We start from the raw sequence: 26,131 nt of genomic DNA, 5'->3' as shown, positions 1-26,131 counted from the left end.
ACAGCTTCGGCACTAGCTTTCGGTCCCATGAGTGGACGAAACAGGCGTTCGGACTTTTGTCCGCCCAAAATTGAAAGTCGCCTCGCGGATCTGTCGCCACAGCGTTTCCTTTTGCAAATGTGCAAAGCACTGAATTCTAACGCGTTACGTCACTCAATAGGAAGGAAATGGTCCAGCAAAAAACTTGCAGCGAGCGACTATTCGGGCCGTCCTACCCGCAAGGGCTCTAGGAGGCCGGGAAGTACCTTTGGGAGGGGGGTGTGTTGCCCCCCACCACAGGAACCCTATCGGCCAACCGAACAGCTAGCGGGTACGCAGCCGCGAGGATTCGAAAATTATCTAGCTCGAAAAGTGGTTGACACTTGACAGATGACCTCCTCCAAACCGGAAATCAAGCCGCTTTCGCCGCCTACAAGGACGTTTCCAGGCAAACCGTAACCGATTGGAAACAGAAGGGTTTGCTGGTTTTCTCCAATGATGGCGCGGTGGATTTCCTCGCCACCGATCGGCGCCTTCTCGATCACGGCGTGCGTCAACCTGCGGACATCAGCTTGACAACGGTAGCTGCGATCGACGGGGAACCGCTCTGGTCGCGGGCAGACGCAGAAACCGTCAAAGAGAACTACGCGGCTAGGCTGAAGCAACTCGAGTTCGAACGCGAGAGTGCGCTTGTGGTTACCGTCGACGACGCAGCAAAGCACATCGTCGACGAGTTCGGCATCGTACGTCAGCGGTGCCGTCGGATCGGGGCCGATGTTGCGCCGCGCCTCTCCGGCATGACTTCGGCGGTCGAAATAAAGGCGGCGATCGATGAAACGGTCGTCGCGGCCTTGGCTGACCTGTCCGCCGTCTGACCCGTCTCAGCTTCCGAAGAGCATGTATGGCGGGATCCCGATCATCACGAGGCCGGCGAGAATCAGCGTCGCCGCAGCCACCAACGTGCCGTCGTTGTCTCTCAGTCTCTTCACGCGCTCGATCATCGCCCGCCTCGTGTGTTGGAAATCTGAGGCTGAAATTCCGAATACGAACCTTTGTTCCACTAGCCGCTCCATAGCGGCACTTCATCCCAATTATGGCCCGCCATTGAGCGGGCCTTTCCGTTCCTAGGAGACCAAAATGACCCGCATCCAGCTTTCCAAACCCATTGCTTCCGGCCCGGCATTCCTGAGCGCCCTGGACCTTCGCCCCCTAATGTTTGGGGACACGCCGCTCGTGATGAAAATGGCTGCGATGTCGAACGCCCCGGCGTCTGATGCCGACATCTACATCGAAACGATCATGAACCTGCTGGCGCGCCTGTCCGGAGTTTCGCGCGACATCATCGACACCATCGCACCCGAAGACGTCGGCGAGATCCTGAACCAGCTTGCCGAGCACATCGCGAAATACAGCAAGCACTAATATAAAGGGACCGCATAATGGCGTCACTCAGCAGCGTCCTCAAGCTTACACTTCTGGATGGCGTCACGGGTCCTATTCGTAAGGTCTCCGGCGCGATCTCAATCCTCAACCGGCAGACCGCTTCCATGATGACGCCGTTGCGCGGCATGACGGGACAGATCATGGCTTTTGGTGGCGCCTACCTGGGCGTCACCGAAGGGTGGTCGCGGACCTACGCCGCTGCCGCCGATGCCCAGGCCGCGCTCTCCGAGATGGGAGTCAAGGCCGGCCTTTCGCAGCTCCAGTTGGGCGTTCTCCAGAAGCGACTCGTTGATCTGTCCCCCAAGGTCAACCAGTCGACTACCGACCTCATGGCCGGCGTGGACGCGATGCTCACAATGGGCACGGCCGCGAAGGACGCTGAAGGCGCAATCCCGGCAATCGGTAAAGCAGCGACCGCGACCGGCGCGTCCATCGCTGACCTGTCGAATGCGTCGTCTTCTGCTATGCAGAACCTCGGTGTTCTGCCTTCCGAAATAACCCAAATGCTCGACGGCATGGCGTACGCTGGCAACGCGGGTGCCTTCGAACTGAAAGACATGTCCCAGTACTTCCCGCAGCTCACCGCTTCGGCAAAGACACTGGGCATTCATGGCGTGGAAGGCGTTAACGATCTCGCCGCCGCGCTTCAGGTGGCACGTCGTGGCGCCGGCGATGCGTCCACAGCATCGAATAATCTTTCCGACTTCATGGGTAAGATCGTAACGCCGCAGACGATCAAGAATTTCCGTAAGTTCGGAGTCGATGTCACAAAGGAGTTGGTGAAGATCAAGAAAACGGGCGTCAGCCCAATCGAGCATTTTATTCGCCTTCTGGATAAAAAGACCGAAGGTGGCAAGGGCGAATTACTCACCCAAATCTTCGGCGACAAGCAGACCCTAGACTTCATCCGGCCGATGATTGCCGGCTTCGACGATTATCTCCGTATCCGGGATGAGGCGAACAAGGCCAACGGCACTGTAGCCGATGCCTACGCCAAGCGGATGGAAGACGCCAATCAGAAGGCCAAGTCTCTACGGATTTCTTTGGAGAACCTAGGGACGTCGATAGGTGCGAATCTGCTTGGACCGGTCGGCGACGTGGCGGAGGACTTGGCGAAGGTCTTCAACACGATCGATAGCCGTTTCACGATCTTTGATGAGCTCAAATCGCGAATGCAGGGCCTGTTTTCCGGCCTCGGATTCGGCAACGGTGCGGAGGCCATGAAGGGTCTGCGCGATTTGATTTTCGGGAGTGAGGACGCGAGCGCCGCCGCTGACCGTTACGGCAAATTGTTTGGCGAGTTTCAGGGCTATGGCAAGTCCATCCGCGACTTCGGGAAGGAAATCAAAGACAACCCGATCGTGAAGTTCCTAAGCGACCTCAGTCCACACTATGTCAGCGCCCTGAAATGGAGCGTCGGCTTCCTCCTTCTTGCCGGTGCCATCCGGAAGTTCGCCGCCGCGATGATGCTCATATCCGGGGCATCGATGATGATTGGCATGCTCAAGGGGCTTGGCGGTCTTCTAGTCGACGTGGCCGACTTCCCTGGTCTTCCTGACGGCAAAGATCCGAAGAAAACGCCGAAAGGCGGGAACGGTCTGCCGGAGGTCATCCCCTGGCTGTCGCGCGTCGGGACGTGGTTCAAAGGGCTTGGCGTCAACGCCAGCATCGGCGCCGTGCCCCAGATCCTGTCTGATACGCCTGGCGATACGCATGACGACCAGGTCAAGAACCAGGCGAAATTCAAGTCGTTCCTTGAGGGCATCTTCGGGCGGGTCGGTGATACCAACACTAGCCACCCTTATCTGACGCAAGACAACAGCGACGGCGGGCGTGCGGCAAGCATGGACGCATACCTGGCGGGTCCGCAACAGACCGGCGGCTCGCCTAAGACCGTGGAACAGCTCCTCAACGGCCTGCAGAGCAAGCCCCTATCCCTCGATGCCGGCACCATCGGGCAACTGCTTGGACCGACGCGCGGCGTTTCCGACGTTCGTGTGACGAACAAGCAGCCACCCGAAATCAAGATCACGAACAACTTTAACATAACAGAAGCCGCGAGCGGCAAGGGCGTGGCGGCCGAAGTGATGGCTGATCTTGGTGGCGCGGTCAAAAACGCCGTCGAAGCAGCTGACTCCGACTAGCTCATCCGCCGCCAAACTCGAAAAGCACGGCCGCTACGGCCAGTAGCGGCATCAGGAAAAAGGTGGCGGCAACCGCCCTCCGCGCCATCCGCAAGCGCCTCGTGCGCTGTCCAGTCCAGTCGTACGCCATACAACATCTCCCCACTCGCCGCGTAGAAAACAGCGTCGGTGCGTGACGGTCAACTACCCCCTTCGAGGTAACATGAACCCCAAAGTCGAGATCACGGTCGACGGCAACCCTGTTGCCGGCGGCTTTTACGAGCGCCTTGTCTCCATTTCGGTGACGGACAAGGAGGGGCTGGCTTCCGACACGTTCCAGATGGAATTGAATGACGGCCCTCCGCAGTTTCTCGCCATCCCGCGCAAGGGCGCGATTGTCGATATCCGGATCGGCTACGGCGCCGCGCGTAGTCTCGGCACTTATGTCGTCGACAAGGTCAGCGGCAAGTGCCTGCCGTACTCGCTTTCCATCTCCGGCAAAGCCCGCGACATGCGGGATAGTAAGGCGAAGGAGCGCAAGGAACGACACTGGGACAAGAAGAAGGTCAAGGACATCGTCGGCGATCTCGCCGGTGACATGGGCCTTTCCGCTTCCGTCGACAGCGAGATCGGTGAGCACGAATATGAGTGATTCGGCCAGCAGGACGAGACGCCAATTCACGTCCTCCGCCGCCTAGCCGAGCGCCATAATGGCCTATTCAAAGTCAAGGACGGCAAGCTCGTCTTCTCGAAGCGCGGCTCAGGCAACGCGGCTTCTGGCTCGTTCATGGGCTCGGTCGTCGTCACGCCGCCCAGGATCATCCAAGGCACCTGCACCTTCGAGGCAAACGACCGGACGAAATATCAGAAGGTCGTCTCGTACTACCAGGACAAGGATCAGGCCAAGCGCGTCGAGGTCGAGGCGGACAGCGATGCCGATGGCGATAGCATTTACCGCATCGCCGAGCCCTACGCCGACGCGGCAGAGGCCGACAAGGCCGCCCAGTCCAAGGCGAAGGAACTGAAGCGCGGCGAGGGTGCGGCATCCGTTACCGTCATCGGTGACACTGCGATCGTCGCCGGCGCCCCGCTTCTGTTCGAGGGCGTACGCCCCGGCCTGGACGGCGTTCCCTACATCATCGACACGGCGACCCACTCCTATTCCAAGGGCGAGGGATATCGCACGGCCATCAGCGCCAAGCTCTACGATGGAAAGTCGGGGGGCAGCAAAAAAGGCGGGACCGACGGCGCGGCGAACGACAACACGCCATCGCAGGACAAGGTCGCCGACAACGCGCCTGACGGCACTCCGGCAACGCCCACCGAGTGGACGAAAACGCGTCGGTATGGGCGCACGGACGAGAATTAGTCGTCCAAAATCAAGGACAATCGATATGAAACTATACGGCCTTCAGCACGGCCTTGGTGGCCTTCAGCATGGCTTCGGCGGACTTAACCCTAAGAAGAAAGACAAAGGTCCACCGATTCCCGGCCATTTTGCTTGGTATCAGGCGCTAACCTCGGATGACCTGATCGTTGACGGCACCAACGTCATAGGCTGGCGCGGCCATGGTCATGGCGCGGCAGATCTTATAGCGCCAGCTCCATCCACTCAATACGCATCATTTCTATCACCCGGCCTGACGTTCCCTAACTCAACGTCCAAGTTCGTGGGTGGCGAATTCAGAGATACACGTACTGCTTTCGCCGTGTTCGGCGGAAACAGCTTGCCGCAGTGGGCGGGCATTCTGACCTCGACGCCAGATACCAGTTCGAATTACCTTTTCATCAAAACCACAATCGCGGAAATCGCGGTGGGGTTTGACTTCAATGGCACGGGCCGGCTCAATGGCGAAGCTTCGGCCGGCGCTTTGACGCTCACCCAAGATGGAACGATGAACGTTGCTTCAGCTATTCGGTCCGCCGCCGGGTCCATGACTGGCCCAATCCAAGTTGGCAACGACCGTAGCAATTCCGGCCGCAACTGGACGGGCCGCATTGGCGAGATCCTGCTATATGAGCGTGTCCTCTCGGACGCCGAGCGGTTGATTACCGAGCGCTGGCTCGCGAGCAGGTGGGGTTTTCTTTCCAAATTCTCGTAATGCTCGCGGCGATGGTTAAGCGGCCTTGACATTTGGCTCGCCGGCCTGTGCCTGCGCACGGATCTCATCGGCCAATTCACGCAGCCGCGCGACGATTTCTTCCAGGGTGAGTTTCTGCAAATCCATCACGGTATCCCCTGTTGCGCGGCTGGAATGCGCGCCGGGGAAAAAGGTTCCCCATGATCAAAATCACAGACATGCATCCGAGCCGCGGCCGGGTCGCCGCGACGTTCACAGCCACTGTAGGTGATCTGGTGCTGCCGGGCTGCGCGCTGATCCGCCGCGTCGACGGATACGGGTTGTCCGTGCCACGGATTGGCGCTCCGGGCGAAACGCGACCGGCGCCGTTGTCGGCCGTGATGGAGGCGGAATTGTTGAGGGTGGCGGTGGCATATGCAACTACGCCATAGAGTGGTTAGGCTCTTCTTTCTAATCCTCGTCATTGTGCTCGGAGGCAGCAGACAGGGCGACGCCAATACCGGCATCGTCGCCGATCTTAGGAAAACGGTCGGTATAGACAACCGCTTGAGCAACAAAGGCGAAACGGGTGCGATGTGGACGTCCGAACACATCGTTATACCAAACGATCCCGTACAAGTGCGGGACAGTCGGCCCAGCATTGGTATCTTTTGTAAGAAAGTCGAGATCTGTGAGTTTCGTTTCTGCAGAAGCGCTTATGGAACTGCCGGCAGCAATTGTAAGGTCAGCCTGAGTGCTGCAGTCCCGCATTCTTACGAGATTAGGGCATGGCGACGGCAGATTGCGAGGAAGCCAATCCGCGTAGACAACTGCATTGACATTTCGGGCAGGAGTCAGGCCCGCGTTCTCGATTTCAACCTCAAAGCTCCTGCGATGATCGAGGGGAGCACCTTCCATCGATGGGATGACAGTGGGCCGTATAGAGAGATACGCCCGCACCTGCGCTTCGCCGATCTCACGGGTAACTTGCACAGATTTTCGCGTTTCAATGAGGGTGTCACGGACATAGTAGATACCGACGGCGGTAATGACCAATCCAGCCGAAGAAACGGCCAACATGTAAAAAGCCCATCGAGCCATTTCCTGCTGTGCGGACAAATCGCGCTCTGCGCGTTGATGCTCGTTGCCGGTTTCTACTACTTGTCGAATACATTCCGCCTGGGCGGAATCATCAACGCCGATGCAGGTGCGGCGTATATCGGCTTCAGCGTTGCCAGCATACTCGCTGGTGCGCTGCTGCTCGTATCTGGCCCGTTCCCGACTTGAAGCCACTTCGAAAGCAAAAATGAATACAATGACGAGGCCTATGACGAGGACAACGTAGGGCGCGGAATTTCCATATCGGTCACGGTTCGAAATCATTGGGAAAGCCGCCTAAACACCCGCTATAGTATCTTCATACTCCAACGGTGCAACCACACCAAAGAACAGGTACGAGCGGTTGAATTGCGCGGCGTAGGCAAAATAGGGACCTTCCTTCTCTGCGTACCAGAGGTACCAAAACTGATCGCTAAGGTCCGCGTTCGTTCGGGTCGCACGGTGTGAGTTAGGCATCATCTGTTTCATTTGATCCATAAGACCGGTCACTGACCTATGTTGCTCTTGGATGTACCAGTGCTTCGCAAAATGTGCCTTCGGCTTTGGGAGCCCCAGGTGTTTGTAGAACAGCGCATATGACAGCCGTTTCGCGAAATGCTCGAACGCCTCTTCGGCCTCAGGCGGCAGGCGCAGCACTGGGGCCTTGGAGACCGATGTGCCTTCGGGTAGCACGAGACTAAACTCTTTGACTGCCCTCTTTTTTCTGCTCGTGCTCACATCTACGATCGGCATGAAAGCGGGATTGTTATTGAAGACACCTCGAATGTTTTCGGAGAATGATTCATCCGGCTTTCGTCCCGTTTGATCGGTGAGCTTGAGATAGAGCGAAACGACTTGTTCAAGCTTTCCGGAACCATTGTTGCATGCGGCGCATGCCGGGAATTCAAAACCCTCTGGTGCCTGGCGGTCGGCGAACAGTTGCCGCGACGGAACGTGGTCCACCGTCGTGGCATTACCTCCGCAGAAGCAACAGTTGGGATGGTCCATCAAAAGCCGGGCCTTCCGGCTCAGTTTCTGGTTCATGGGGATCCGGCGGCGGCCGTCACCTTGACGCTGGCCATCCGTCACCTCCTCCACATCTGGCCAAGTTCCTTATCGAACCATGCTTCAGCGGCTTCGCTTGCGCCCTCAGTCGATCGGAAATTCATATACTCGCCATATCCGCTTGCGGAGAGCCAGCGCCGAAACTCCGAGAAATGCGGATGTTTGCGATCTTCTGCGGAGAGCGTAGCAGCCCACTTGTGACACAGTGAACGTATGGCTTTCTCTGCTTCCGGCTTTTTCATTTGTTTCACCCGATCAGGTAGCGCTCAATAAAGGCTTGTAAAATCCACATTCCCTTTTGCCTTACAGGCAACGATGTCGCACAATATAGACGTGGGAAAGATGAGAGCGTTACAGCGCCCTCATCTCCCGCGGGCATAGCGCCAGTAGTCGGGGGAGCGGGACATGCTGCGGTGTCAACGCACCCGCTTCCTCCGAACTACATAGGCATTATGACGCATGCTGCGGTCTCGTGCCTTATGCAGGACCGCCTAATCCACAGACCAATTGCAGAATTTTGTTCTTGCATTGTTCTCGGTCGTCAATCAAACTTCCAATTCTCCCAGGTATCCGTGCGTTGGATTTCCGCCAGCCCTTCGTCGGCAACGAACCATTCTCGTTGCCCGCGATGGTCCCTTCCACCGGCACGAACAACGCCGACCTCGGCCAGCGCCTCCATAGTCTTTTCACCGGCTTGCGGGATAAGATCGACTGTGGTGCTGTCCGGGTGGGCTATCATAAATCGGAGAATGCGTTCTTCGCGGGCGTCCAGACGATGGAGAGGGCGGTGCTTGTCGCGCTTCTTTTGTTGAGCGTCCCAGTGCTCAAAAGTACCGCGGGTGCGGCAGGGGCAATGGGCGCTAATCCACTTATCTCATCAAGTCGCGCGTCGATCGCTTTCTTGTCCCACTTCCTGGTGCCGAGAATAGGCTCCGGCATTTTGCCCGAAGCGACCCACATAGAGAAGGTCGACTCCGCTATTCCAAGGTAGGCGGCGGCCTCCTTGCGGCCGATGAGGCGCGGTTCGGTGGTCATCCGCCATCCACCACCCGCGGATGCACATACGGCAGAAAATCGTCGTCGTAATCTTCATGTCCAAAGTAGTCGAGTGTACGCTGTCCGCCCGGCGATGAGAAGTCCTCGCACTCACCGTCCGGCCCGGCCAACAGCACTCCAATGACTTGATAAGCCTGTTGGATCTTGGCCTCGAGTTGTTCGATGCGTTCTGCGTCGGTCATGGTGGCTCGCTTGATGTGGGTCACGGCGCGCCTAGTTTATGTTGGCTACGCGGAGACGAGATCATGCCGCCACCTGCGCAACCCTGCAAGGACGCCGTGCTCGCCGACTGGGTCGGCCGGGCGGCATTCGAACTGCGTCCGGTCTTCGACGCTCTGATGGCAGACCTGAAGCGGTCGACCAAGCTGTTCGTGGACGAGACCCGTGCGCCAGTCCTCGATCCTGGCTCTCGCAAGACTAAAACCGGGTACTTCTGGGCGCTGGCCCGTGATGACCGACCGTGGGGCGGTGGTGCTCCGCCCGGTGTAGCCTTCCCCTATGCTCCTGGTCGCAGTGGACACCATGCCGAGCGGATATTGAAAGGGTTAACAGGCGTCCTTCAAGTCGACGGCTACGCGGGATATAATCGGCTGATCGCGCCGGATCGTGTTGGTCCAGACATCAAACTCGCCTAGTGTTGGGCGCACGAGCGGCGAAAGCTGGTCGAGATCACCCGGAATGGATCAGCGCCAATTGCCGAGGATGGCGTAAAGCGAATCGGCGAACTCTATCGCATTGAGGCAGAGCTGCGCGGTCTCGACGCCTACACTCGGCAAGCTGGGAGGCAGGCATGGTCAGCGCCATTGATCGCCGACATGCGGACTTGGCTCACGCATCATCGTGCCCGCGTCGCTGGCAAGTCGCCGCTCGGAGAAGCTCTCGCCTATGTCTCCAAATGTTAGGACGGGCTCTGTGTCTACCTAACAGACGGTCGCGTCGAGATCGACAACAACGCTGTCGAACGATCCATCAGGCCAATAGCCCTGAATCGGAAGAATGCTCTCTTCGCTGGGCATGACGCCGGAGCGGAGAACTGGGCGACCACCGCGTCGCTGATCGAGACCTGTAAGCTAAATTCGGTTGATCCGTTTGCGTACCTGTCCGCCACATTCACTGCCATCGTCAACGGTCATAAGCAGAGCGGGATCGATGAACTCCTGCCGTGGAACTATCCTTCAGCGTGATATGCGCCCAATTGGAAAACCGAATGGAGACAAATATAGTCGCGTCTCAAGCTGGGGAGCACAATGACGACGCGCTACATACCATTTGACGTTTTGCAGAACTTCACATGCACCGGAATGGAGCTTTATGATCTCCGCCACAGTTATTTTGGAGACGACGGGAAGCCTCTATCTGCATATTTTTCTCTGCCGATTGGCGACGATTTGTTAAAAATTCGCTTTAGCGATGCAGACGTCGTGCGTGTGCTGGACGAGCTTTTACTTTCCACCGAAGAGTATGGCATCGAGCGCATCGGCGTTAAGCCCTACCATTTTGCTTATCGCGTGGAAAATAGTCGCTTCCTTCTCTCGCAATCCGAATTCTACCGCGATCAAAGTCGCGAGGCGGTACACTATCGATTTATTACGGGTGGTGCCTGCCTAGACGTTCTTACTAAGACCGACCCCGATTTCACATTGGTTGGATGCTTTGCCCGCAACGAGCCCGAGCCAGGTGAAGTCTGAAAGCTATATGAGCGGCCTGAAGCCGCCGTTGGAGAAAATGCCCTTTCGTCGAGATGCCAATCAGCGAAACGCGTAAATTATCATGTCAACATGTGACTGAGACACCGCTTACGATTGTATTCGTACGCTGGCGTACAATCTTTCTTGTGTTGTAACCGTGGTGTCGCGCGGCGAGAAGAGCGGTCGCGCCTGTATTCCCAGTAAAGAGTTGTGGCACGCCTGTAGAGATGGTCGCCCTTCAAGATGTCGACGACTATATCCGCCTTGTCGAGCGTCATTCCGGCCATCAGCCGAACGTCGCAAACGACCGTCGCGTTCGTTCTGCGGCCGAAGACCTCCCAACCGCCGTCCTTGCCTCGTCGGAGTCCAAACGACTTCGGCGGATAATCGAGTGCACGCACGGGATATCCCCTGAAAGGGGATGGCCGATCACAGAAGCATGATCGCACCGCGATTCGGTCTTGTCGACCTCAACCAAAACCGTCCACGGATGAGGACGGTGACTTCACTGGAGATGTTTTCTGAAAACAAGCGTTGACTAATTAACCATGGATTTTGGAACCTCGAAGCCGGCTGCGAATTGAGTGACCGTCCAATCGAGGAGGATGAGATGCGGGGATGGTTCAAAGCCAAGTATATCGAGCGTAGCGAACACCAGCGAGTTATGACGCAATATGCGCGGCTCGTGAGGGAACTGCGCGAAAATCTCGAATTGTTGCAGACGCGGACGTATGAGCTTCAGTACATTTTATCTCAACGGACGGGACATAAGTTTTGCTCGGTGATAGAGCCGACAAAGAGGCCCGACGACAAAAACGTCGTTCGCGTCGATTTTCGCAAAGGTGGTCATTGACAGCCGAGCGAGACGACCGCGGCAACGGCGGCGCGTGCTGTGCGCAGGCGGCGAGAAGTCGCTCAGGGCGGCTGACATATGGATTTGACGACAAGTTTTCGTCAACGTGGGGTATCCCCAAAAATGGGGAGACCCTGAGCACAGGATGACCTGCCGCGCAATTGTCACGCTTTGACGTGATTACCTCTAGAAATTGATTTCCAGGCCGTCTTCGCAGAAATCGAACTTGGCAGGTTCGGATTCGGACCCGTCCGCGTAACTTGCTTTAACCCATTGAGCGCAGCTCTCGCTATTTGTGCTTTGGTCCCACACAAGATTTGCAGTTGCGCCTGACTTGATACCGCTACCAATGTCAAAGTAACCCCAATCCTTTTTGTTCTCGGAAACCAATATTTCAGTGATCCCAGTATTGGTGGTGTTTGTTGCTGTAAAAGAGAACTCCGCGGCATAGGCGGAATTGGTGATCGTTGCATTTCCTACGATACCGAGTGCGAGAGCAACAAAACCCACGCGTGCGCTATTCAAATTCATGTTTATCCCCTAGATCAAATGCAAGTTCGACGATGCCGGTCTTACACTTCCCGCGTGGGAAGTCGATGGACATAACCGGTTCAGATGCTTCCAATCTTTGGTAATGTTAACGACGCTCTTGGGCGTGGCTCATCGTCGGTTAGCCTGGGGTCGTAACTGAGTAGATATTCCGTCGATCTTCAAAGGCAGGTGGCATTGGAGGTGAAGGATCAACAGCACGGATTACGGACATACCGGTAGCTCACAACACCTTCCCCAAGATCCGCGCGTTGATTAGCAACGTCCATGCGTAATGTTCCGGTTCACTCCGGCACGCCGCTTTCTGTCGGCTCCCTTGTAGCTAAGTAGTCGGCCAACGCGGCAATGTCGGCTGGTTCCAAGTTCTCGGCCGCCCGAAGCATCAGCTCCTTGAATGGGCCGCCCCCTCGCGTTTTTCTGACGAACAGCCGAAGCTGGTTTGAGAGATAGGCAGCGGGTTGGCCGGATAGGCGGGGGTAGCTGGGGTTTGCCTGGGCCTTGTCGTGACACGAGAGGCAAGCCGGAATGCCGCGGTCAGGATCGCCTTTTGTCGCGAGCGCCTGGCCTCGTTCGAACAGGCTGCTCTCCGACAGGGACCTTGAATCGGCCGCTTCCTCAGAAAAATGGCGCGCTAGAGCCTGCAAGTCCGCTTCGGTCCGCGTGTCGATGGCCACGGCCATGACGCCGCTGTGCCGCGTTCCGTCAGCATAGGCAAGAAGAGCCTGTTCAAGATAGGCGGCAGATTGCCCGGCAAGACGGGGAACTAGGCTGTCCGGCCCGAGCCGGGCCGGCGCATGGCAGCCGTTGCAGGTCTCGATGATCCGGTCCATCGCCTGCGACAGGGTCGCACTGAAGCCCGCGAGCGCGCGGTATTCTTCGGCATCGAGTTCGCGATAGCGGCGCAGAAAGGCGACCATCGCCCAGGCTTCGTCTTCACGGCCGGCGACCGGCCAGGCTGGCATGCCGGTATAGCGAACGCCGTGCTGAACGATCTGGAAGAGTTCCGCGTCGCTCCAGGTGACGATCTTGTCCTTGAGATCGGGCGGCGGCGGCAGCATCCTGCCGACGCTATCGGGCCGCGGCATGGCGGGCGAGCCGTGGCAGATCGCACACCCGGTCTCGAAGTGCCCGGCCGCCATCGGCAGCATCCCCTCGGTGAAAGCCGGTACCGTCGTGCCGCTCGCGGCGGTGCGGACCGACGACCGCATCACCCAGTGCAGGAAAATGTCCGTGACCTTCCAATGACCGGTGCTTGCCTTGACGCTGATCAGGCCGCTCCATGCGACGAGAAATGCGAGCGCGATGCCGGCGACGGGCAGAGCGGCGAGGTGTTTCCAGCCGATCCGCATCAGCGCTCCTCCACCATCTTCTCTTCACCGTCTCGAAGCAGGCCCGCGAGCAGGGCGACGCCGCCGGCGAGATAGGCGAGTGCCCCCACCATCAGCATGACCACGCCGCCGATCTGCTGGTCGGCGGCCGCGGAAAGAGGGATGCCGAAACAGCTGACCGCACCGTCGCCGTAGAGCGGGCGCGGCGCCAGCGCCAGAAGCACGCCGAGCAGCGTCATGTGCATGGAGGTGAACAGCAGGCCGATCGTCCCGGCGAGGCGCCCGTCGCCCGGCCGCAGACAGGTGATCCACAGCAGCAGGCCGGCGGCGAGAAAACTCGCCTGCTCGACGAGCGTCAGCGCCAGGCTTGCATCCGCCGCCGCGCGCAGCACCGGCATATGCCAGAACCAGACCACGACGAGCTCGACCAGCGAGGCCAGCATTGGTGTCATCCAGGCCCAGTGCGCAAGCGGGTCGCGCCGCGTGCCGACAAGGCCATAGGCGATCACCGGCGCGGCCACCGCAACGATGCCCATATGCGCGACCATATGGACGGTGAAGGAACCTGCGCCAAGACCGAGGACGAGGGCAAGGCCGAGAAGCGCAAGGCCGGCGGGGAGCGCGATCGTCCTCATGGCTGGCATGCCCCGACGAACAGCAGCGGCACGGCGCCGAAAACCACCGCGACGAAGCTCAGGCCGGAGAGCAGCAGCGTCGCAAAGCCCTGGAAGAGCAGGCGGTCTTTGCGGGTCGGCTCGTCATGCGGCGGGTCGCCCGAGCCGAAACCCCATTGCCGCCAGGCAAGATAGGCCGAGAGGACGATGCCCGACAGCGCAACCAGCGTAACAACGCCGAGGGCGAACCGCATCGCCTCGAAGGAGAAGGGCGCCACGCCCGCCTTGGCACAGAAGACCGCGGCGGTCACATAACACGCGAGGAAATGCAGCGCCCAGATGGTCGGTGCGGTGAAAAGCGTCCAGAGGCTTTCGACGTCCGTGGGGATGAGGCGCATCGCGTCACCTCAACCCCGGAAAGAGGCCGAGCACGCCGAAGGACGTGATCGCGGTGATGACGAGGAAATGCCAGTAGAGCACGACATTGCGAAGATCCATGTCGTGGCGCGCGCTCATCCGCCCGGCGAGGTTCCGGGCGAGGCAGTAGAGTTGCATGATGATGCCGACGCCGCCATGCACGACGGTCCAGAGGGCGACGACCCAGACGATCGCCGGGTAGACATGTACGGTCGGGTCCATGCTGGTGAAATAGGGCCCGGCAAGCCCCGCGCAACAGGCGGCGAGCGTCAGAAGTACGGCGACGGCGAGCGCGAGACGGGTGAGGCCGCGCCGGTCGGCTTCATTGACCCATCGCGCGGCAAGCATGGCCGCCCAGGCGAGCGTGAAGAGGCCGGCGGCGGTAAGTGGCCAAAGCATGCCGGGACCCGCATGGCCGGCGGTGAAATCCTCGTGGATCGTCCAGTAGAAGAAGTAGCCGAACATCAGGCTGGCATAGGCCGTGCCGTCGCCGGCCATGGTGATGAACATCGCCCACCAGCCGACCGATTGCGGCCCCGACGTATAGAGCGGCAGCGTCTCGCCGAGGCCGACGTCGCGCATCTCCTCCTTGGGAATGACGGCCGTGCCGGTCCAGAGCCAGGCAATGATCGCCGCGAGCGTCATGATCGCGCAGACGATCGTCGCGATCCACCAATGGAACGTCAGCGCGATGAAGACGCCGCCGAGCGAAAAAGCGGCAACGATGGTGAGGATCGACGTGCCGCCGACGCGCAGGCATTGGATGGGTTTTGCGTCGAGCACCGAGGTGACGAGCGTTTCGCGCGCGCCGTCCTTGGCGTCGGGCAGGTAACCGCGGCCGGCCTTGATGTCCTCGATCAGGCTGGGCTGGTCCCAGATCGGGTAGCGGCTCCTGATGATCGGGATGGAGCGCACGCCCCACTTTTCCTCCGGCTCGCTGATCCATTCCAGCGTGCCGGAGTTCCAGGGGTTCTGCTCGCCCTTCGGCTGGCGGTGTTTTGGGCGCAACACGTCGATCACCACAACGGCGACGCCGGAGGCGAAGACGAAGGCGCCGATAGTGGAGATCAGGTTGAACCAGTCCCAGCCGATATCGGCGGGGTAGGTAAAGACGCGCCGTGGCATGCCGCGCAGGCCCGCGAGATGCATGGGGAAGAAGGCCACGTTGAAGCCGACGAACATCAGCCAGAAGGCGACTTTCCCCAGCCGATCGGAGAGTTTTCGCGCATCCAGCAGCGGGTAATAATAGTAGATGCCGGCGACGATCGGGAAGAGCATGCCGCCGATCAGCACGTAATGCAGGTGAGCGACGATGAAATAGGTATCGTGCGCCTGCCAGTCGAAGGGCACCAGCGCCACCATGACACCCGTCAGCCCACCGATGATGAAGATGGCAAGTCCTCCGGCGCCAAAGAGCATCGGAACGGAAAAGATGACGCGGCCGGCGAGCATGGTGGCGATGAAGACGAAGATCTGCACGCCGGTCGGGATCGCCACCGCCTCGGAGGCGGCGGAGAAGAAGGCGAGCGAGATCTGCGGCAGGCCGGTGGTGAACATGTGGTGCACCCACAGGCCGAAACTCAGGAACCCGGTTCCGACGGCGGCGAGCACGATCCAGGAATAGCCGACGATCGGTCTTTGCGCGAAGGTCGGCACGATCATCGCCATCAGCGCGATTGCCGGCAGGAAGATGATGTAGACTTCCGGATGGCCGAAGATCCAGAACAGGTGCTGCCAGAGCAGGGGATCGCCGCCGCGCGCCGCATCGAAGAACGGCCAATCGAACATCCGTTCCATCTCGAACAGGATGTCGCCGGCAATCAGCGGCGGGAAGGCGAAGAGGATCATGCCGGCCACGATCAGCAGATACCAGGCGAAGAGCGGCATCATGTTGATGCGCATGCCGGGAGCGCGGCACTTCATAATACCGACGATGAGCTCTACCGCGGCGGCGATCGACGCGACCTCGATGAACGAGAGACCAAGGAGCCAGATATCCGCGCCGATACCGGAATATTCCTTGTCGGTGGCGAGCGGCGGATACATGAACCATCCGGTGTTCGGCGCCGCACCGAAAAAGATCGAGCCGCAGACGAAGATGCCGCCGAGCGCGAAACTCCAGAAGCCGAAGGCGGAAAGCCGGGGGAAGGGCAGTTCGCGCGCGCCGAGCATGGAAGGCAAAAGGAAGATCGCCACCGCCTCGAAGATCGGCACGGCGAAGAGGAACATCATCACCGTGCCGTGCAGGGTGAAGGCCTGGTTGAACATGTCGGCGGAGAGAAAATCGTTTCCCGGCACGGCGAGCTGAACACGCACGAGCAGGGCCAGAACACCGGCAAACAGCATGAAGACAAAGGCGGCCGCGCCGTACCAAAGGCCGATCTCGGTATTGTTGACGGAGGTCCAGTAGCGCCAGCCGGTCGGCGTGCGCCAGACCTCGCGCAATTGTGCCTCCTGCGCTGTCCCGTCTTCGCTGGAGAGATCGGTCATTGGAGCCCCACCAGGTAAGTGGCGATGGCGGCGATGTCCTTTTCCGGCAGCATGTCGAAGGCCGGCATTTTTGCGCCGGGTTTCACCGCGCCTGGGTCGCGGATGAAACGGGCGACATTCTCCGCCGTGTTGGCAAGCGTGCCGGCGCCGACCGTCTGGCGCTGGCCGAAGAAGGTGAGGTCCGGGCCGAGGGTTGCCGGCCCCGTCACGCCGCGCACGCCATGACAGCCGGCACAGCCATGATAGGCGAAGAGCTGCTCGCCTTCGCCGCTACCCTGCCGGTTGCCGCCCGCCTGTGCCCGGCGCCAGGCGGCATAGTCGTCCGGCTCCATGACGACGACCGAAAAGGCCATGAGCGTATGCGACGTGCCGCAGAATTCCGCGCAGGGCGCGCGAAAAAGCCCGGTGCGCGTGGGCTCCAGCGACAGCATGTTGGTGCGGCCGGGGATCATGTCCATCTTGCCGCCAAGCGCCGGGATCCAGAAGGAATGGATGACATCGGTCGCCTTCAGCGAAAAGGCGGTGCGCGTGCCGACCGGCAGCCGCAGCTCGTTTGCCGTCTCGAAGCCCGCCATGCCGTCGCTGGCCGGATAGCTGATCCGCCACCAGAATTGCTCGCCGGTGACCTCGATCGTTTCCGGCGCCGGGGCGACGCGCGCCAGCCACGGCCGGATCGCCGGCATCAGCCAGACCGCATAGGCAAGCAGCGCCAGAAGCACGACGACGGGAAAGGCGACCCCGCCCCAGGCGATCAGCCGCCCGGCCTTCTCCGCCGACCATGGCGTTTCGCGCCGCCGTCCGGCATGGATCAGCAGGCCGACCACGGCGATCCAGATCAGCGCGCCACCCACCACCATGACAAGAAAGAGCTGAAAAACCGCCGCCGACTCCTCTCCCGCCGGGTCGAGCGCCGACTGCACGCCGGTGCAGCCGCTCAGCGGGATCAGCAGGATGGGGAGGGCGCGTCGGGAAATCGAACTTGCTCCTGCGGGACTTACTTTGAGCGATATGGCTCGAATCCTGCGGCGGGCAAGGGGTGAACCCGCACGGACGATGATGATCTTGACTGGAGCGGTGTGTGCTTCGCGGTATCCGCTATAGGGGCTCGGTCGCAGGAGTGGTGAGCCAGTGTCATCCAAGATCGGGCGGCGGCGACACGTGAGGGTCACGCGCCGCCAGCAGGCCCCCGGATTACCGACCCTGCGCCTCGGCCTATTGGCTCGACCTCAGCTCCCGCACCCTTTCGGGCCTCGAAGCCTCGCATATCGGTTCCCGCGTGGAAAGTGTCTGCCGAAACATGCCCCGAAAATGGCCGGTTGAAGACCGCGCCGTCGGGTTAAGCGCGTCGATTACCCGCGAGAGCGCAAGCAGGGAACAAAGCGCCGCCATGATCGGTTCGATCCTTCCCAATGCAGCAGGAATGATGAAGTGGAGAAAGCGATGGCCGACCGCAAGCAAGTCTCACGCGAAGACGATTTTCGTGACTTCGAGCAACGGGACATCCGCGATGGATGGCCCTACGCCGACAAGGACGCCGATCCGCGCGAAGCGAGGAACGCACCCTATGGCGCCCCTGACGCGAATTTCGACCAGTTGGACAATGACGGTGTCGAGGTGTCACTCGATCCGGTGGCGACGGACGTGAGCGGCGCGCCCCTGCCATTTTCCGACAGGACGGAGGATGTGATCGCGGACGACGAACTGGAAGAGCGCATAACGCTGGCACTTGAAGGCGACAAGCAGATCGACCTTGCCTCCCTGGAGATCACAGTCCGCGACGGCGAGGTCCATATCGATGGCAGCATCGACAGCGAGGACGATCGTCGCCACCTCATCGGCTCGATCCGTGCGGTTGCGGGCGTTCGCAATGTGCATGCGCGGGAGCTGCTGACGCGGGGCGTCGATAGCCATATCCCCAGCGATAGCGAAGAATAGCACCCAACGGCGAAGGCGCCTCCGTCCCAGAGCATGGGGCGGACGACGCCAGAGCGGCTCGGCTGGCAGGACGCGCCCTCCTAATAGGACGGCGCGTCCCTTGCCGTGCTTTATTTGGCGGGCTGCGATGCCTTGCCGAGCTTCACGGATGGCTCTCGGCCCCATACGCGCAACTTGCCCAGTTCCGCCACGAAACCGGAAAGCCCATCCTCGCCGGGAAGGGCAAGGATACCCTCATCGAGCGCATCGGCGATCCCGGCCTTGGCCAGCAACGGCATGGCCGACTGGTCATAACCAATGAACTTGCAGTGCTGGAAGGCGTCCGCCACGAAGTCGCGCGCGGCCGCCTCCGCCACCAGGTCGTCGATCGCCTCGGCAGAGGTCAGCAACGCGACCGCGTCGAAAAGGACCGACGGCCCGCCGTCGATCATGTGGTGGGCTTTGACCAACGATCCATCCGATGCCGTGACGCCGCCGACTTTAGGCGCGATCAGTTCGCATGTGCCCTTTTCCTTGTTGACCGCTGTGATCAGCCCATTCAGCAGCTTGGCATCGACACCGTCGGTGACAAGGATGCCGAGCTTGCGGCCTTCGAAGCGCTTCGGCCCGTTCTCGACGATGCTGAGCGCAGGCGAGGGTTCGAGATCCTGGCGCGTCGGAACAGCTGCATCGGCCGGCTTCGGCATGGACTGGAGGCCGAGCTTCTGGGCCACCGTCGTCGCGAGCGTCTCGTCTATGTTCAGAAGGTGCGACACCATTCGCTCTCGGATGGCCGGCGTTTCGACCTTGCTGAGTTCGAAGGTGAGGGCTGCTGCGATGTGGCGTTGCTCCGGCGGTGTCTGGCTGATGAAGAACTGCCGGGCCTGGCTATAGTGGTCGGCGAAGCTTTCCGGGCGCAGCCGGGCCTTGGTGCCCTGCTCTTCGGCAGGGAAGGGGCGGTGGCCGCGCGTGGGCGATTCACGCGGACCTTCGTTGAACGAATTCGGCTGGTAATTCACCCGGCCGACCGGATTGCGCATCGCCATGTGCCCATCCTGCTGGAAATGCGCGAAGGGACACTTTGGCGCGTTGATCGGCAGATGGGTGAAGTTCGGGCCGCCGAGGCGCTTCAGCTGCGTGTCCAGATAGGAGAAGTTGCGGCCCTGCAGCAGCGGGTCGTTGCTGAAGTCGATGCCCGGAGGCACGTTTTGCGTCATGAACGCGACCTGCTCGGTCTCGGCGAAGAAATTCTCCGGCATGCGATCGAGCACCAATCGACCGATCGGCTGCGGCTTGAGGATTTCCTCCGGGATGAGCTTCGTCGGGTCGAGCACGTCGAAATCGAAGCTGTCGGCGAACTCCTGGTCGAAAAGCTGGACCTGCAATTCCCATTCGGGGAAGTTGCCGGACTGGATCGCCTGCCAGAGGTCGCGGCGGTGGAAGTCCGGGTCGGCGCCGTTGATCTTGACCGCCTCGTTCCAGGCGACGGACTGAAGGCCCAGCTTCGGCTTCCAGTGGAATTTGACGAAGGTCGACTCGTCCTTGGCATTGACGAAGCGGAAGGTATGAACGCCAAAACCCTCCATGAAGCGCAGGGACCGCGGAATGGCCCGGTCCGACATAGTCCACATGACCATGTGCATGCTTTCCGGCGTCAGGCTGATGAAGTCCCAGAAATTGTCATGGGCGGTCTGTGCCTGCGGGAACGCCCGGTCGGGCTCCTGCTTGGCCGCATGGATCAGGTCGGGAAACTTTATGGCGTCCTGAATGAAGAACACCGGAATGTTGTTGCCGACGAGATCCCAGTTACCCTCCTGGGTGTAGAGCTTGACCGCGAAGCCGCGCACGTCGCGGGCAAGATCGGCTGAACCCTTGTTGCCGGCCACCGTGGAGAAGCGCACGAAGGCCGGCGTGCGTTCGCCCGCGCGCTGGAAGAGGTCGGCCTTGGTATAGGCGGCGAGCGACTCGTAGGTCTCGAAGAAGCCGTGCGCGCCATAGCCGCGGGCATGGACGACGCGCTCGGGAATACGCTCGTGGTCGAAATGGAAGATCTTTTCACGGAAGTGAAAGTCGTCGACGACAAGCGGCCCGCGCGGGCCGACGCGAAGTGAATTTTGGTCGTCGGCGACAGGCCCGCCCTGGGCAGTCGTCAGCACGGGCGTGTCGCCCTCTGCCGTCTGGTGAAGCTCGCCACCCGCACCGCGTCGCAGCTTCACGTCGTGGATCGTGGCGGTGTCGGTTGCGTCTCTCGGCGCGGCGGCGGTTCTTTTCTTGGCCATGGATGCGGCTCCTGGTGAACTCGTTTGAGGGCAAGGTTGCGCGGAAACAAAAAGGCCGCCCTGCAAGGCGGCCTGATGTGCTTGCGACCAGTCTAGCTGGCTTTCTTCGTCGAACCCTTGGCGTTTGCCGAGGATTGGCCGAGGGCCGTCAGCTTCCGGTCGGTTGCAACCTCCTCCTGGAGATTGGCGTCCAGAAGCGGAACAGCGTCCTTGAGGCCAAGTTGCGCCGCCCAGGCCTTGAGCGTGCCGTAGCGGGCGATCTCATAATGCTCGACTGCCTGGGCGGAGGAAATGAGGCCGGCATCGAGCGCCGCAGTACCCTTGTAGTCCTCCATGATCTCCTCGCCTTCCGCGATGATGCCCTGGATGGCTTCGCAGGTCTTGCCGCGTGCCGGCTTGCCAAGCAGTTCGAAGACCTGCTCGAGGCGCTCGATCTGGCCCTGGGTCTCGTCGCGGTGCTGCAGGAAGCCGGCTTTGGCTTCTTCCGACTGGGCCGCACGCGCCATCTTGGGCAATGCCTTCAGGATCTGCTTTTCCGCGAAGTAGATGTCCTTGAGCGTATCAAGGAAGAGGTCGTTGAGAGTCTTTTCCGAAGCCATTGAAGTTTCCGATCACGTTTTCGAGAGGTTGGACTCAAGAAACCGTTGATCAGGGACGACGTTCCTGCGGTTCTAAAATAAATTATTCATGGCAAAGGCAGCGGGAGTTGTGCGGATGGCGCTACGGCCTATGCGACCTATCCGCATTGAGCCGAGGCGCACGGCAGCGGATTCGAGTGGGCGACTTACAGCGTCTTAAAAGTGCCGTTCATTAGCCTTCCACCTGCCTGGCCGCCGCGGCAAGATATGACCGGGCAAGAAGCCGCGATTCCACCTTCAATCGGAGCAGGATATCGGTGTCCGAGACAAGCGCCCCGAAGCTTGCGCGTGAAAGCCCGGCTAATGCGGCGAGAAGCGTGAACGCTGTTCGCCCCGGCTCCCGGAATTTCACATCGGAGGCACTTTCGAGGACCCGAACGCCTCCCGACTGGAGCCGTCTAAACACATCGGAGGACAGCCGGAACTGGTCGATCGCGCCCGCTACCCGATAGAGCGCCATCGTTGCGTCAGGCCGTGCGACCTTTACCGAGACGTAAGCGTCCGCCAGGGCATCGGCCAGATCGGCGAGAGGGCGAGTTCCTGCGCCGATGTCTATGGCCTTGATGGCAGCAACGACGTCCTCAAAATGGCTCTGGAGGATCGCGAAGAGCAGCGCCTCCTTGTTCGGAAAATACTGGTACAGCGTCCCGACCGAACATCCGGCCCGCTCTGCGACACGGGTGGTCGTGAGCCGCCCAAGCCCCTCAGCAAGCAAAACCTGAATCACGGCTTCGTGAATTGCCTCGACGGTCGCCCCGGACCGCGTCTGGAGGGGCAATTTCCTCGGTTTCAGGCGCTGTGGCACGATCGGGGAGGCGTTCTTCAAATGCGAATACCTGACTGAAGGATTGTTCAGATATATTTTTGGGAGGGGTCAGGGTCAACCTGCCGCCCGATCTACGGCGGGGGAGAGTTGGCTCGCGGACGGCTCAGCGCTGTGGACCTCGGCGGTATCGGAATGTCACAAAGTAAGAAGAGCAGAGCGATGAATGACAAGAATGCAGCAGATCACAGAGTCAAAATGACCCGTAGACTGGCCATGGCGCTTGCCGCCGGCATGGTCCTGTCTACAGCCGAGATAGCTGACGGGAAAGCGCAGACGGTGTCGTCTTCGCCGCGGGTCCTCAAGTTCAGCGATCATGAACCCCTCGGTGGCATGCGAACCCGGTTCCTCAAGGACGTGCTGTTTCCGGCCATCGAGGCGGAGTCGAAAGGCCGCCTGAAGATCGAAGACCATTGGGACGGCGAAATCGCAAAGGCCTACGATGCGCTTGGCGCGGTGAGTGGAGGTCAGGTTACGGACATGGCCACGGTGGTGCCCGAGTACACAGCCAAGGAACTTCCCCTGCATCAGATATTCAAGGGTTTCCCGACGGGCCCGTCCGGCAGCAGGCAGATCGAGTTCCTCCAGCGCGTCTACGCCGAAGTTCCGGCATTTCCAGAAGAACTGGAGAAAAACGGCCTGGTGCACCTCTTCTTCGGGACCGGATACCCTGTGGCATTCTACAGTTCTGAACCCATGGAAAACCTGGACGGACTGAAGGGCGGCAAGTGGCGCTCCGCCAGTTTCTGGCACCTCGATTTCCTGCGAAACTCGGGCGCTACCCCGGTGACCATGCATTGGGGGCCGGAAATCTATGACGCCCTGAAGCAGAGGACGCTGGACGGGCTCATGGTCAATGTCGACAGCGGCTACATGCTCAAGGTCCACGAGACCGCGCCGAACGTTCTGGTCTCGAAAGACCTGTGGCTCGGGCATGTCTACATCCTTGCGATGAACAAGTCCGTTTGGGACGCCCTGACGCAGGAAGACCGCGATGCCATTCGTCAGGCGGGTGAGAAATCGTACACGGCGCTCGGACCCGTCATGGATGCCAGCTTCGACAATCAACTGGAGGACTTGAGAGCTGCTGGCGCGACGGTGCGCAGTCTTACCCTTGAAGAAGTGAACCAATGGGAGGACGGCATCGGTGTCCCGGGCATCCAATCCAGATGGGCTGAGGACCGGGAAGCCGATGGGATCAATGCGAAGGCTGCGCTCGACGCTGTCTCGTCGATCATGGCCGACTTTGAGAAATAGCGATATCTCGTCGGCGTGGCCGAACCCACGCCGCCGGTTCGCTGGACACCCGCCTTTTCGAAACAGAGCGGAATGTCAGGTCTCTGCGGAACAAAGGCGATCTATGCGGATTTCCACCACTCCAATCCAGATGGAGGAAACCGACATGGACCACACGAACCACGTACGCCTTACCGCTGCCGAACTCACCCCCGACGTCCTGGAGGGTGCAACGATTTACGGCGCAGACGACCACAAGGTCGGCACCCTCGATCATGTCCACGGTGCTGGCTCGGGAAGCACCGCTGTGATCGACGTCGGCGGGTTCCTCGGCATCGGTGCAAAGCCGGTCGGCGTTCCGCTGACCGATCTTGAGTTTATGCGCGACGAAGACGGCGACGTTCACGCGGTGACGAGCTGGACCAAGGATCAGCTCAAGGAAATGCCCGAACATCATCATTGATCAGCATTTCCGCAGACCTGAAGCCCGGCTCGATGCCGGGCTTTTTGTTCGTAGATCGGCTCAAAACTCGCGGGAGATTGAAATGGTGGACAAGGAGCAGCGGCAACGTGAGCGTGCCCATAAAATCTGGGAGGACGAAGGCCGTCCGAACGGTCAACATGCTGACCATTGGAGGCGCGCCGGGGAGGAGGGGCAATTGAGCGACCAGGAGGTAGATGACGTAACCCAGGTCAATCAGCAAGCCGACGACGAATTCGCACGCGGCGACAGGGAAAGCGAGCCCGAAAACATCAAGCCTCCCTCAGTGGCTAGCCCCGATTGACGTCGCTGGAGGCCAAGATGAGCGAGAAGTTCAAAAAAGGCGACGAAGTGAAATGGGAGACCAGCCAGGGCGAAACCGAAGGCAAGGTCGTTAGGAAGCAGACCAGCAAAACAAAGATCAAGGACCACACCGTCAACGCCACGAAAAGCGATCCGCAGTTCATTGTCGAAAGCGACAAATCGGGCAAGCGGGCAGCGCACAAACCCGAGGCACTCAAGAAGGCCTAAAAGTCCTTTGTCAGATGTCAGCCTCGAATGCGGCCGGCAAGACACACCTCGACGACGGCGGATGACGCGTGGCGCATGCCGGCGTCGCCGCCGAGGCTCCATTCTATCGCATCGGAACCAAAGCCCATCGCCATCGGATTGTGGCGGTCGGACCGTCGGTTCTTCCGTGAGCAACGACGGAGCACCTGCTCCGCCGTGTTGGGCGAGCCAAGTCACATCATTTCATAAGCCCGGCCGAGCGGAGCGCGTTCTCGATGACCGATTGGATCTTGTTCCCACCACCGTCGTTCGGGTGTTTGGCCGGCCGCTCGTCGAGGGTTTCGGTCTTCGGGCGCTCGCGGCGCTCGAAGGAGGCGGCGAGTCCCCAGGTCCTAGCGATCTCAACCGTCGAGGAAACGCCGACGTCGAGCATGAAGGGTGCGCCGTGGCCATAGCCGGTGGAGGAATCGACGGGTGTGCCGTGGGCCATGCCGGGGATCCGGTAGAGTTCGATGGCATCCGTGCCGCGTTCGTCGCGCCAGGACGACCGGGAATATTTGGCGAATGTCGCTGAGGATGTCGGCTGTTCCGGCAATGCATGCACGCCACGCCACTGCGCGACGATCGCGGTCGCATTTTCCGGCACCACCGTGTTGTCGCTCGTTCCGTGCCAGACGGAAACCGTCGGCCACGCGCCCTCATGCCGTGAGGCGGCGCGCAGGCTTGCCTGCAAGGCGTTCGTTTTGGGAAGGCCTTGCCCGCGCATGCGATCGAAGGCTTCCGGCACGGTGGACGCGGATGCGTAGGGGAGGCCGGCGATGATGGCGCCGCCGGCAAAAACATCAGGGCAGCAGGCCAGCATCGCATTCGCCATGGCGCCGCCGGCCGAGAGGCCGGTGATGTAGATCCGGCGCTCGTCGATGCCGTGTTCGGCGACCACCGTGGCGATCATCTGCCGGATGGACATGGCTTCGCCCGCGTCGCGCCGCGTGTCAGCGGTATTGAACCAGTTGAAGCACAGGTTCGCGTTGTTCTGCCGGACCTGCTCGGGAAAGAGGACGACGAAGCCGTAATCCTCGGCGAGCGCCGACCAGCCCGAGCCGGCGTCGTAACCGGCGGCGGTTTGCGTGCAGCCGTGTAGCACGACCACCAGGGCCGGCGCGGCAGGCAGATGCTTGGGCACATGGTGCCATGCGGTCAGAGCACCGGGATTGCTCCCGAACTGATCGAGTTTCCTGAGAATGGAACCCGTCGGGGTGGCGGGCTTCGCCGCGCGCAACCGGGCAAGGCGTTCGAGCGTATCGGACAGGGATCTCATGGGGTGCTCCAGGGGCGCGCCGGATTGGCGCATACAGCCTAACACCTCAGCAGCGATATGGTTGCTGCACTGCACAATAAATCTGCTTTAAGGAAAGAAGCCGCCCCGGGAGGCGGCTTCGATCAGGTCTAGCGCTTGACGATCAATGCGGTTTCTTCGTCGTCACGCT

The 26,131-nt window shown here is 60.4% G+C and carries 28 protein-coding genes and 2 pseudogenes; 15 read left to right on the top strand and 15 right to left on the bottom strand.

Features of this window, described 5'->3' with window-relative positions:
- The first annotated feature begins 362 nt into the window (after nt 1-362).
- The 7 genes and pseudogenes from AC1RWL_RS30845 (at nt 363) to AC1RWL_RS30815 (ending at nt 6,057) form a co-directional block, all read left to right on the top strand.
- Entirely contained in the window at nt 363-854 is a 492-nt protein-coding gene (locus tag AC1RWL_RS30845) for a hypothetical protein (protein WP_493097305.1), read from the top strand.
- Between the two features lie 262 nt (nt 855-1,116).
- The gene (locus tag AC1RWL_RS30840) at nt 1,117-1,401 is read left to right on the top strand and encodes a phage tail assembly protein (protein ID WP_493097306.1); all 285 of its coding nucleotides are present in this window, start codon (nt 1,117-1,119) and stop codon (nt 1,399-1,401) included.
- Nucleotides 1,402-1,418: 17 nt separating this feature from the next.
- Complete coding sequence (locus tag AC1RWL_RS30835; protein WP_493097307.1) at nt 1,419-3,566, top strand: phage tail tape measure protein; 2,148 nt, start codon at nt 1,419-1,421, stop codon at nt 3,564-3,566.
- A 202-nt stretch (nt 3,567-3,768) separates the two neighbouring features.
- On the top strand, nt 3,769-4,197 hold the full coding sequence (locus tag AC1RWL_RS30830) for a phage late control D family protein (protein ID WP_493097308.1): 429 nt from the start codon (nt 3,769-3,771) through the stop codon (nt 4,195-4,197).
- A gap of 18 nt (nt 4,198-4,215) precedes the next feature.
- Nucleotides 4,216-4,914 (top strand): annotated as a pseudogene (locus AC1RWL_RS30825) (phage late control D family protein); the annotation flags it as partial.
- 25 nt (nt 4,915-4,939) lie between these two features.
- Nucleotides 4,940-5,647: a hypothetical protein gene (locus AC1RWL_RS30820; protein WP_493097309.1), complete on the top strand. Its 708-nt coding sequence runs from the start codon at nt 4,940-4,942 to the stop codon at nt 5,645-5,647.
- A 179-nt stretch (nt 5,648-5,826) separates the two neighbouring features.
- Nucleotides 5,827-6,057: a hypothetical protein gene (locus AC1RWL_RS30815; protein ID WP_493097310.1), complete on the top strand. Its 231-nt coding sequence runs from the start codon at nt 5,827-5,829 to the stop codon at nt 6,055-6,057.
- A 19-nt stretch (nt 6,058-6,076) separates the two neighbouring features.
- Here AC1RWL_RS30815 and AC1RWL_RS30810 read toward each other — a convergent pair whose 3' ends face one another.
- From AC1RWL_RS30810 to AC1RWL_RS30790, 5 genes are all read right to left on the bottom strand, one after another.
- Complete coding sequence (locus AC1RWL_RS30810) at nt 6,077-6,988, bottom strand: hypothetical protein (RefSeq protein ID WP_493097311.1); 912 nt, start codon at nt 6,986-6,988, stop codon at nt 6,077-6,079.
- A 12-nt stretch (nt 6,989-7,000) separates the two neighbouring features.
- Nucleotides 7,001-7,747: a hypothetical protein gene (locus AC1RWL_RS30805; protein ID WP_493097312.1), complete on the bottom strand. Its 747-nt coding sequence runs from the start codon at nt 7,745-7,747 to the stop codon at nt 7,001-7,003.
- A gap of 562 nt (nt 7,748-8,309) precedes the next feature.
- The gene (locus AC1RWL_RS30800) at nt 8,310-8,507 is read right to left on the bottom strand and encodes a hypothetical protein (protein ID WP_493158595.1); all 198 of its coding nucleotides are present in this window, start codon (nt 8,505-8,507) and stop codon (nt 8,310-8,312) included.
- A complete protein-coding gene (locus AC1RWL_RS30795; protein ID WP_493097314.1) occupies nt 8,504-8,803 on the bottom strand; it encodes a helix-turn-helix transcriptional regulator in 300 nt (99 codons plus the stop codon). The genes AC1RWL_RS30800 and AC1RWL_RS30795 overlap by 4 nt, the downstream gene beginning before the upstream one ends.
- The gene (locus AC1RWL_RS30790) at nt 8,800-9,006 is read right to left on the bottom strand and encodes a hypothetical protein (protein ID WP_493097315.1); all 207 of its coding nucleotides are present in this window, start codon (nt 9,004-9,006) and stop codon (nt 8,800-8,802) included. The genes AC1RWL_RS30795 and AC1RWL_RS30790 overlap by 4 nt, the downstream gene beginning before the upstream one ends.
- Before the next feature lie 93 nt (nt 9,007-9,099).
- Here AC1RWL_RS30790 and tnpC point away from each other — a divergent pair.
- The 3 genes and pseudogenes from tnpC to AC1RWL_RS30775 all read left to right on the top strand — a co-directional run.
- A pseudogene (gene tnpC, locus AC1RWL_RS30785) lies at nt 9,100-10,008 on the top strand (IS66 family transposase); the annotation flags it as partial.
- A 63-nt stretch (nt 10,009-10,071) separates the two neighbouring features.
- Nucleotides 10,072-10,512, top strand: coding sequence for a hypothetical protein (locus tag AC1RWL_RS30780; RefSeq protein WP_493097316.1), 441 nt, complete (start codon nt 10,072-10,074; stop codon nt 10,510-10,512).
- Between the two features lie 610 nt (nt 10,513-11,122).
- The gene (locus AC1RWL_RS30775) at nt 11,123-11,365 is read left to right on the top strand and encodes a hypothetical protein (RefSeq protein WP_493158593.1); all 243 of its coding nucleotides are present in this window, start codon (nt 11,123-11,125) and stop codon (nt 11,363-11,365) included.
- A gap of 186 nt (nt 11,366-11,551) precedes the next feature.
- Here the strand turns inward: AC1RWL_RS30775 and AC1RWL_RS30770 are convergent, their stop codons facing one another.
- The 6 genes from AC1RWL_RS30770 to coxB all read right to left on the bottom strand — a co-directional run bounded on the left by AC1RWL_RS30770 (nt 11,552) and on the right by coxB (nt 17,683).
- A complete protein-coding gene (locus tag AC1RWL_RS30770) occupies nt 11,552-11,896 on the bottom strand; it encodes a hypothetical protein (protein ID WP_493097317.1) in 345 nt (114 codons plus the stop codon).
- Between the two features lie 302 nt (nt 11,897-12,198).
- The gene (locus AC1RWL_RS30765; protein ID WP_493097318.1) at nt 12,199-13,263 is read right to left on the bottom strand and encodes a c-type cytochrome; all 1,065 of its coding nucleotides are present in this window, start codon (nt 13,261-13,263) and stop codon (nt 12,199-12,201) included.
- Complete coding sequence (locus AC1RWL_RS30760) at nt 13,263-13,877, bottom strand: cytochrome c oxidase assembly protein (protein WP_493097319.1); 615 nt, start codon at nt 13,875-13,877, stop codon at nt 13,263-13,265. The genes AC1RWL_RS30765 and AC1RWL_RS30760 overlap by 1 nt, the downstream gene beginning before the upstream one ends.
- On the bottom strand, nt 13,874-14,254 hold the full coding sequence (locus tag AC1RWL_RS30755) for a hypothetical protein (protein ID WP_493097320.1): 381 nt from the start codon (nt 14,252-14,254) through the stop codon (nt 13,874-13,876). The genes AC1RWL_RS30760 and AC1RWL_RS30755 overlap by 4 nt, the downstream gene beginning before the upstream one ends.
- 4 nt (nt 14,255-14,258) lie before the next feature.
- The gene (gene ctaD, locus AC1RWL_RS30750; RefSeq protein ID WP_493097321.1) at nt 14,259-16,763 is read right to left on the bottom strand and encodes a cytochrome c oxidase subunit I; all 2,505 of its coding nucleotides are present in this window, start codon (nt 16,761-16,763) and stop codon (nt 14,259-14,261) included.
- On the bottom strand, nt 16,760-17,683 hold the full coding sequence (gene coxB, locus AC1RWL_RS30745) for a cytochrome c oxidase subunit II (protein WP_493097322.1): 924 nt from the start codon (nt 17,681-17,683) through the stop codon (nt 16,760-16,762). Before coxB ends, ctaD begins: the two co-directional genes overlap by 4 nt.
- Nucleotides 17,684-18,203: 520 nt before the next feature.
- On the opposite strand from coxB, the gene AC1RWL_RS30740 reads away from it, so the two are divergent.
- On the top strand, nt 18,204-18,698 hold the full coding sequence (locus AC1RWL_RS30740) for a BON domain-containing protein (RefSeq protein WP_493097323.1): 495 nt from the start codon (nt 18,204-18,206) through the stop codon (nt 18,696-18,698).
- Nucleotides 18,699-18,808: 110 nt separating this feature from the next.
- Here the strand turns inward: AC1RWL_RS30740 and katE are convergent, their stop codons facing one another.
- The 3 genes from katE to AC1RWL_RS30725 all read right to left on the bottom strand — a co-directional run bounded on the left by katE (nt 18,809) and on the right by AC1RWL_RS30725 (nt 22,420).
- The gene (gene katE, locus AC1RWL_RS30735) at nt 18,809-20,956 is read right to left on the bottom strand and encodes a catalase (RefSeq protein ID WP_493097324.1); all 2,148 of its coding nucleotides are present in this window, start codon (nt 20,954-20,956) and stop codon (nt 18,809-18,811) included.
- Between the two features lie 92 nt (nt 20,957-21,048).
- A complete protein-coding gene (locus tag AC1RWL_RS30730; protein ID WP_435269790.1) occupies nt 21,049-21,555 on the bottom strand; it encodes a YciE/YciF ferroxidase family protein in 507 nt (168 codons plus the stop codon).
- 211 nt (nt 21,556-21,766) lie between these two features.
- Nucleotides 21,767-22,420: a TetR/AcrR family transcriptional regulator gene (locus AC1RWL_RS30725; protein WP_493097325.1), complete on the bottom strand. Its 654-nt coding sequence runs from the start codon at nt 22,418-22,420 to the stop codon at nt 21,767-21,769.
- 159 nt (nt 22,421-22,579) lie between these two features.
- On the opposite strand from AC1RWL_RS30725, the gene dctP reads away from it, so the two are divergent.
- The 4 genes from dctP to AC1RWL_RS30705 all read left to right on the top strand — a co-directional run bounded on the left by dctP (nt 22,580) and on the right by AC1RWL_RS30705 (nt 24,665).
- A complete protein-coding gene (gene dctP, locus AC1RWL_RS30720) occupies nt 22,580-23,674 on the top strand; it encodes a TRAP transporter substrate-binding protein DctP (RefSeq protein WP_493097326.1) in 1,095 nt (364 codons plus the stop codon).
- A gap of 145 nt (nt 23,675-23,819) precedes the next feature.
- Nucleotides 23,820-24,116 (top strand): PRC-barrel domain-containing protein, encoded by a 297-nt coding sequence (locus AC1RWL_RS30715; RefSeq protein ID WP_069062386.1) that lies wholly within the window; start codon nt 23,820-23,822, stop codon nt 24,114-24,116.
- A gap of 82 nt (nt 24,117-24,198) precedes the next feature.
- Complete coding sequence (locus AC1RWL_RS30710) at nt 24,199-24,438, top strand: DUF2934 domain-containing protein (RefSeq protein ID WP_493097327.1); 240 nt, start codon at nt 24,199-24,201, stop codon at nt 24,436-24,438.
- 17 nt (nt 24,439-24,455) lie between these two features.
- Nucleotides 24,456-24,665, top strand: a complete 210-nt coding sequence (locus AC1RWL_RS30705; protein WP_493097328.1) for a hypervirulence associated TUDOR domain-containing protein — start codon at nt 24,456-24,458, stop codon at nt 24,663-24,665.
- 217 nt (nt 24,666-24,882) lie between these two features.
- Here the strand turns inward: AC1RWL_RS30705 and AC1RWL_RS30700 are convergent, their stop codons facing one another.
- Nucleotides 24,883-25,962 carry an extracellular catalytic domain type 1 short-chain-length polyhydroxyalkanoate depolymerase gene (locus tag AC1RWL_RS30700; RefSeq protein WP_493097329.1) on the bottom strand — a complete coding sequence of 360 codons (1,080 nt, stop codon included), beginning with the start codon at nt 25,960-25,962 and terminating at the stop codon, nt 24,883-24,885.
- Nucleotides 25,963-26,131: the final 169 nt, after the last annotated feature.

The organism is Shinella sp. GW821-FHT10F02 (genome assembly GCF_058809275.1).
Note: the sequence above shows the minus strand (reverse complement) of the source record. Positions and strands in the feature narration are given on the sequence as shown.

Bases quoted from the DNA above. Each gene is read 5' to 3' on its own strand.
- AC1RWL_RS30710 (WP_493097327.1), top strand. From the start codon at position 24,199: ATGGTGGACAAGGAGCAGCGGCAACGTGAGCGTGCCCATAAAATCTGG.
- AC1RWL_RS30700 (WP_493097329.1), bottom strand. From the start codon at position 25,962: ATGAGATCCCTGTCCGATACGCTCGAACGCCTTGCCCGGTTGCGCGCG.
- katE (WP_493097324.1), bottom strand. From the start codon at position 20,956: ATGGCCAAGAAAAGAACCGCCGCCGCGCCGAGAGACGCAACCGACACC.
- AC1RWL_RS30795 (WP_493097314.1), bottom strand. From the start codon at position 8,803: ATGACCACCGAACCGCGCCTCATCGGCCGCAAGGAGGCCGCCGCCTAC.
- AC1RWL_RS30790 (WP_493097315.1), bottom strand. From the start codon at position 9,006: ATGACCGACGCAGAACGCATCGAACAACTCGAGGCCAAGATCCAACAG.
- AC1RWL_RS30805 (WP_493097312.1), bottom strand. From the start codon at position 7,747: ATGAACCAGAAACTGAGCCGGAAGGCCCGGCTTTTGATGGACCATCCC.
- AC1RWL_RS30715 (WP_069062386.1), top strand. From the start codon at position 23,820: ATGGACCACACGAACCACGTACGCCTTACCGCTGCCGAACTCACCCCC.
- AC1RWL_RS30810 (WP_493097311.1), bottom strand. From the start codon at position 6,988: ATGATTTCGAACCGTGACCGATATGGAAATTCCGCGCCCTACGTTGTC.
- AC1RWL_RS30820 (WP_493097309.1), top strand. From the start codon at position 4,940: ATGAAACTATACGGCCTTCAGCACGGCCTTGGTGGCCTTCAGCATGGC.
- AC1RWL_RS30770 (WP_493097317.1), bottom strand. From the start codon at position 11,896: ATGAATTTGAATAGCGCACGCGTGGGTTTTGTTGCTCTCGCACTCGGT.
- AC1RWL_RS30835 (WP_493097307.1), top strand. From the start codon at position 1,419: ATGGCGTCACTCAGCAGCGTCCTCAAGCTTACACTTCTGGATGGCGTC.
- ctaD (WP_493097321.1), bottom strand. From the start codon at position 16,763: ATGACCGATCTCTCCAGCGAAGACGGGACAGCGCAGGAGGCACAATTG.
- AC1RWL_RS30815 (WP_493097310.1), top strand. From the start codon at position 5,827: ATGATCAAAATCACAGACATGCATCCGAGCCGCGGCCGGGTCGCCGCG.
- AC1RWL_RS30765 (WP_493097318.1), bottom strand. From the start codon at position 13,263: ATGCGGATCGGCTGGAAACACCTCGCCGCTCTGCCCGTCGCCGGCATC.
- AC1RWL_RS30775 (WP_493158593.1), top strand. From the start codon at position 11,123: ATGCGGGGATGGTTCAAAGCCAAGTATATCGAGCGTAGCGAACACCAG.
- AC1RWL_RS30755 (WP_493097320.1), bottom strand. From the start codon at position 14,254: ATGCGCCTCATCCCCACGGACGTCGAAAGCCTCTGGACGCTTTTCACC.
- AC1RWL_RS30780 (WP_493097316.1), top strand. From the start codon at position 10,072: ATGACGACGCGCTACATACCATTTGACGTTTTGCAGAACTTCACATGC.
- AC1RWL_RS30830 (WP_493097308.1), top strand. From the start codon at position 3,769: ATGAACCCCAAAGTCGAGATCACGGTCGACGGCAACCCTGTTGCCGGC.
- AC1RWL_RS30760 (WP_493097319.1), bottom strand. From the start codon at position 13,877: ATGAGGACGATCGCGCTCCCCGCCGGCCTTGCGCTTCTCGGCCTTGCC.
- AC1RWL_RS30705 (WP_493097328.1), top strand. From the start codon at position 24,456: ATGAGCGAGAAGTTCAAAAAAGGCGACGAAGTGAAATGGGAGACCAGC.
- AC1RWL_RS30840 (WP_493097306.1), top strand. From the start codon at position 1,117: ATGACCCGCATCCAGCTTTCCAAACCCATTGCTTCCGGCCCGGCATTC.
- dctP (WP_493097326.1), top strand. From the start codon at position 22,580: ATGAATGACAAGAATGCAGCAGATCACAGAGTCAAAATGACCCGTAGA.
- AC1RWL_RS30740 (WP_493097323.1), top strand. From the start codon at position 18,204: ATGGCCGACCGCAAGCAAGTCTCACGCGAAGACGATTTTCGTGACTTC.
- AC1RWL_RS30800 (WP_493158595.1), bottom strand. From the start codon at position 8,507: ATGATAGCCCACCCGGACAGCACCACAGTCGATCTTATCCCGCAAGCC.
- AC1RWL_RS30730 (WP_435269790.1), bottom strand. From the start codon at position 21,555: ATGGCTTCGGAAAAGACTCTCAACGACCTCTTCCTTGATACGCTCAAG.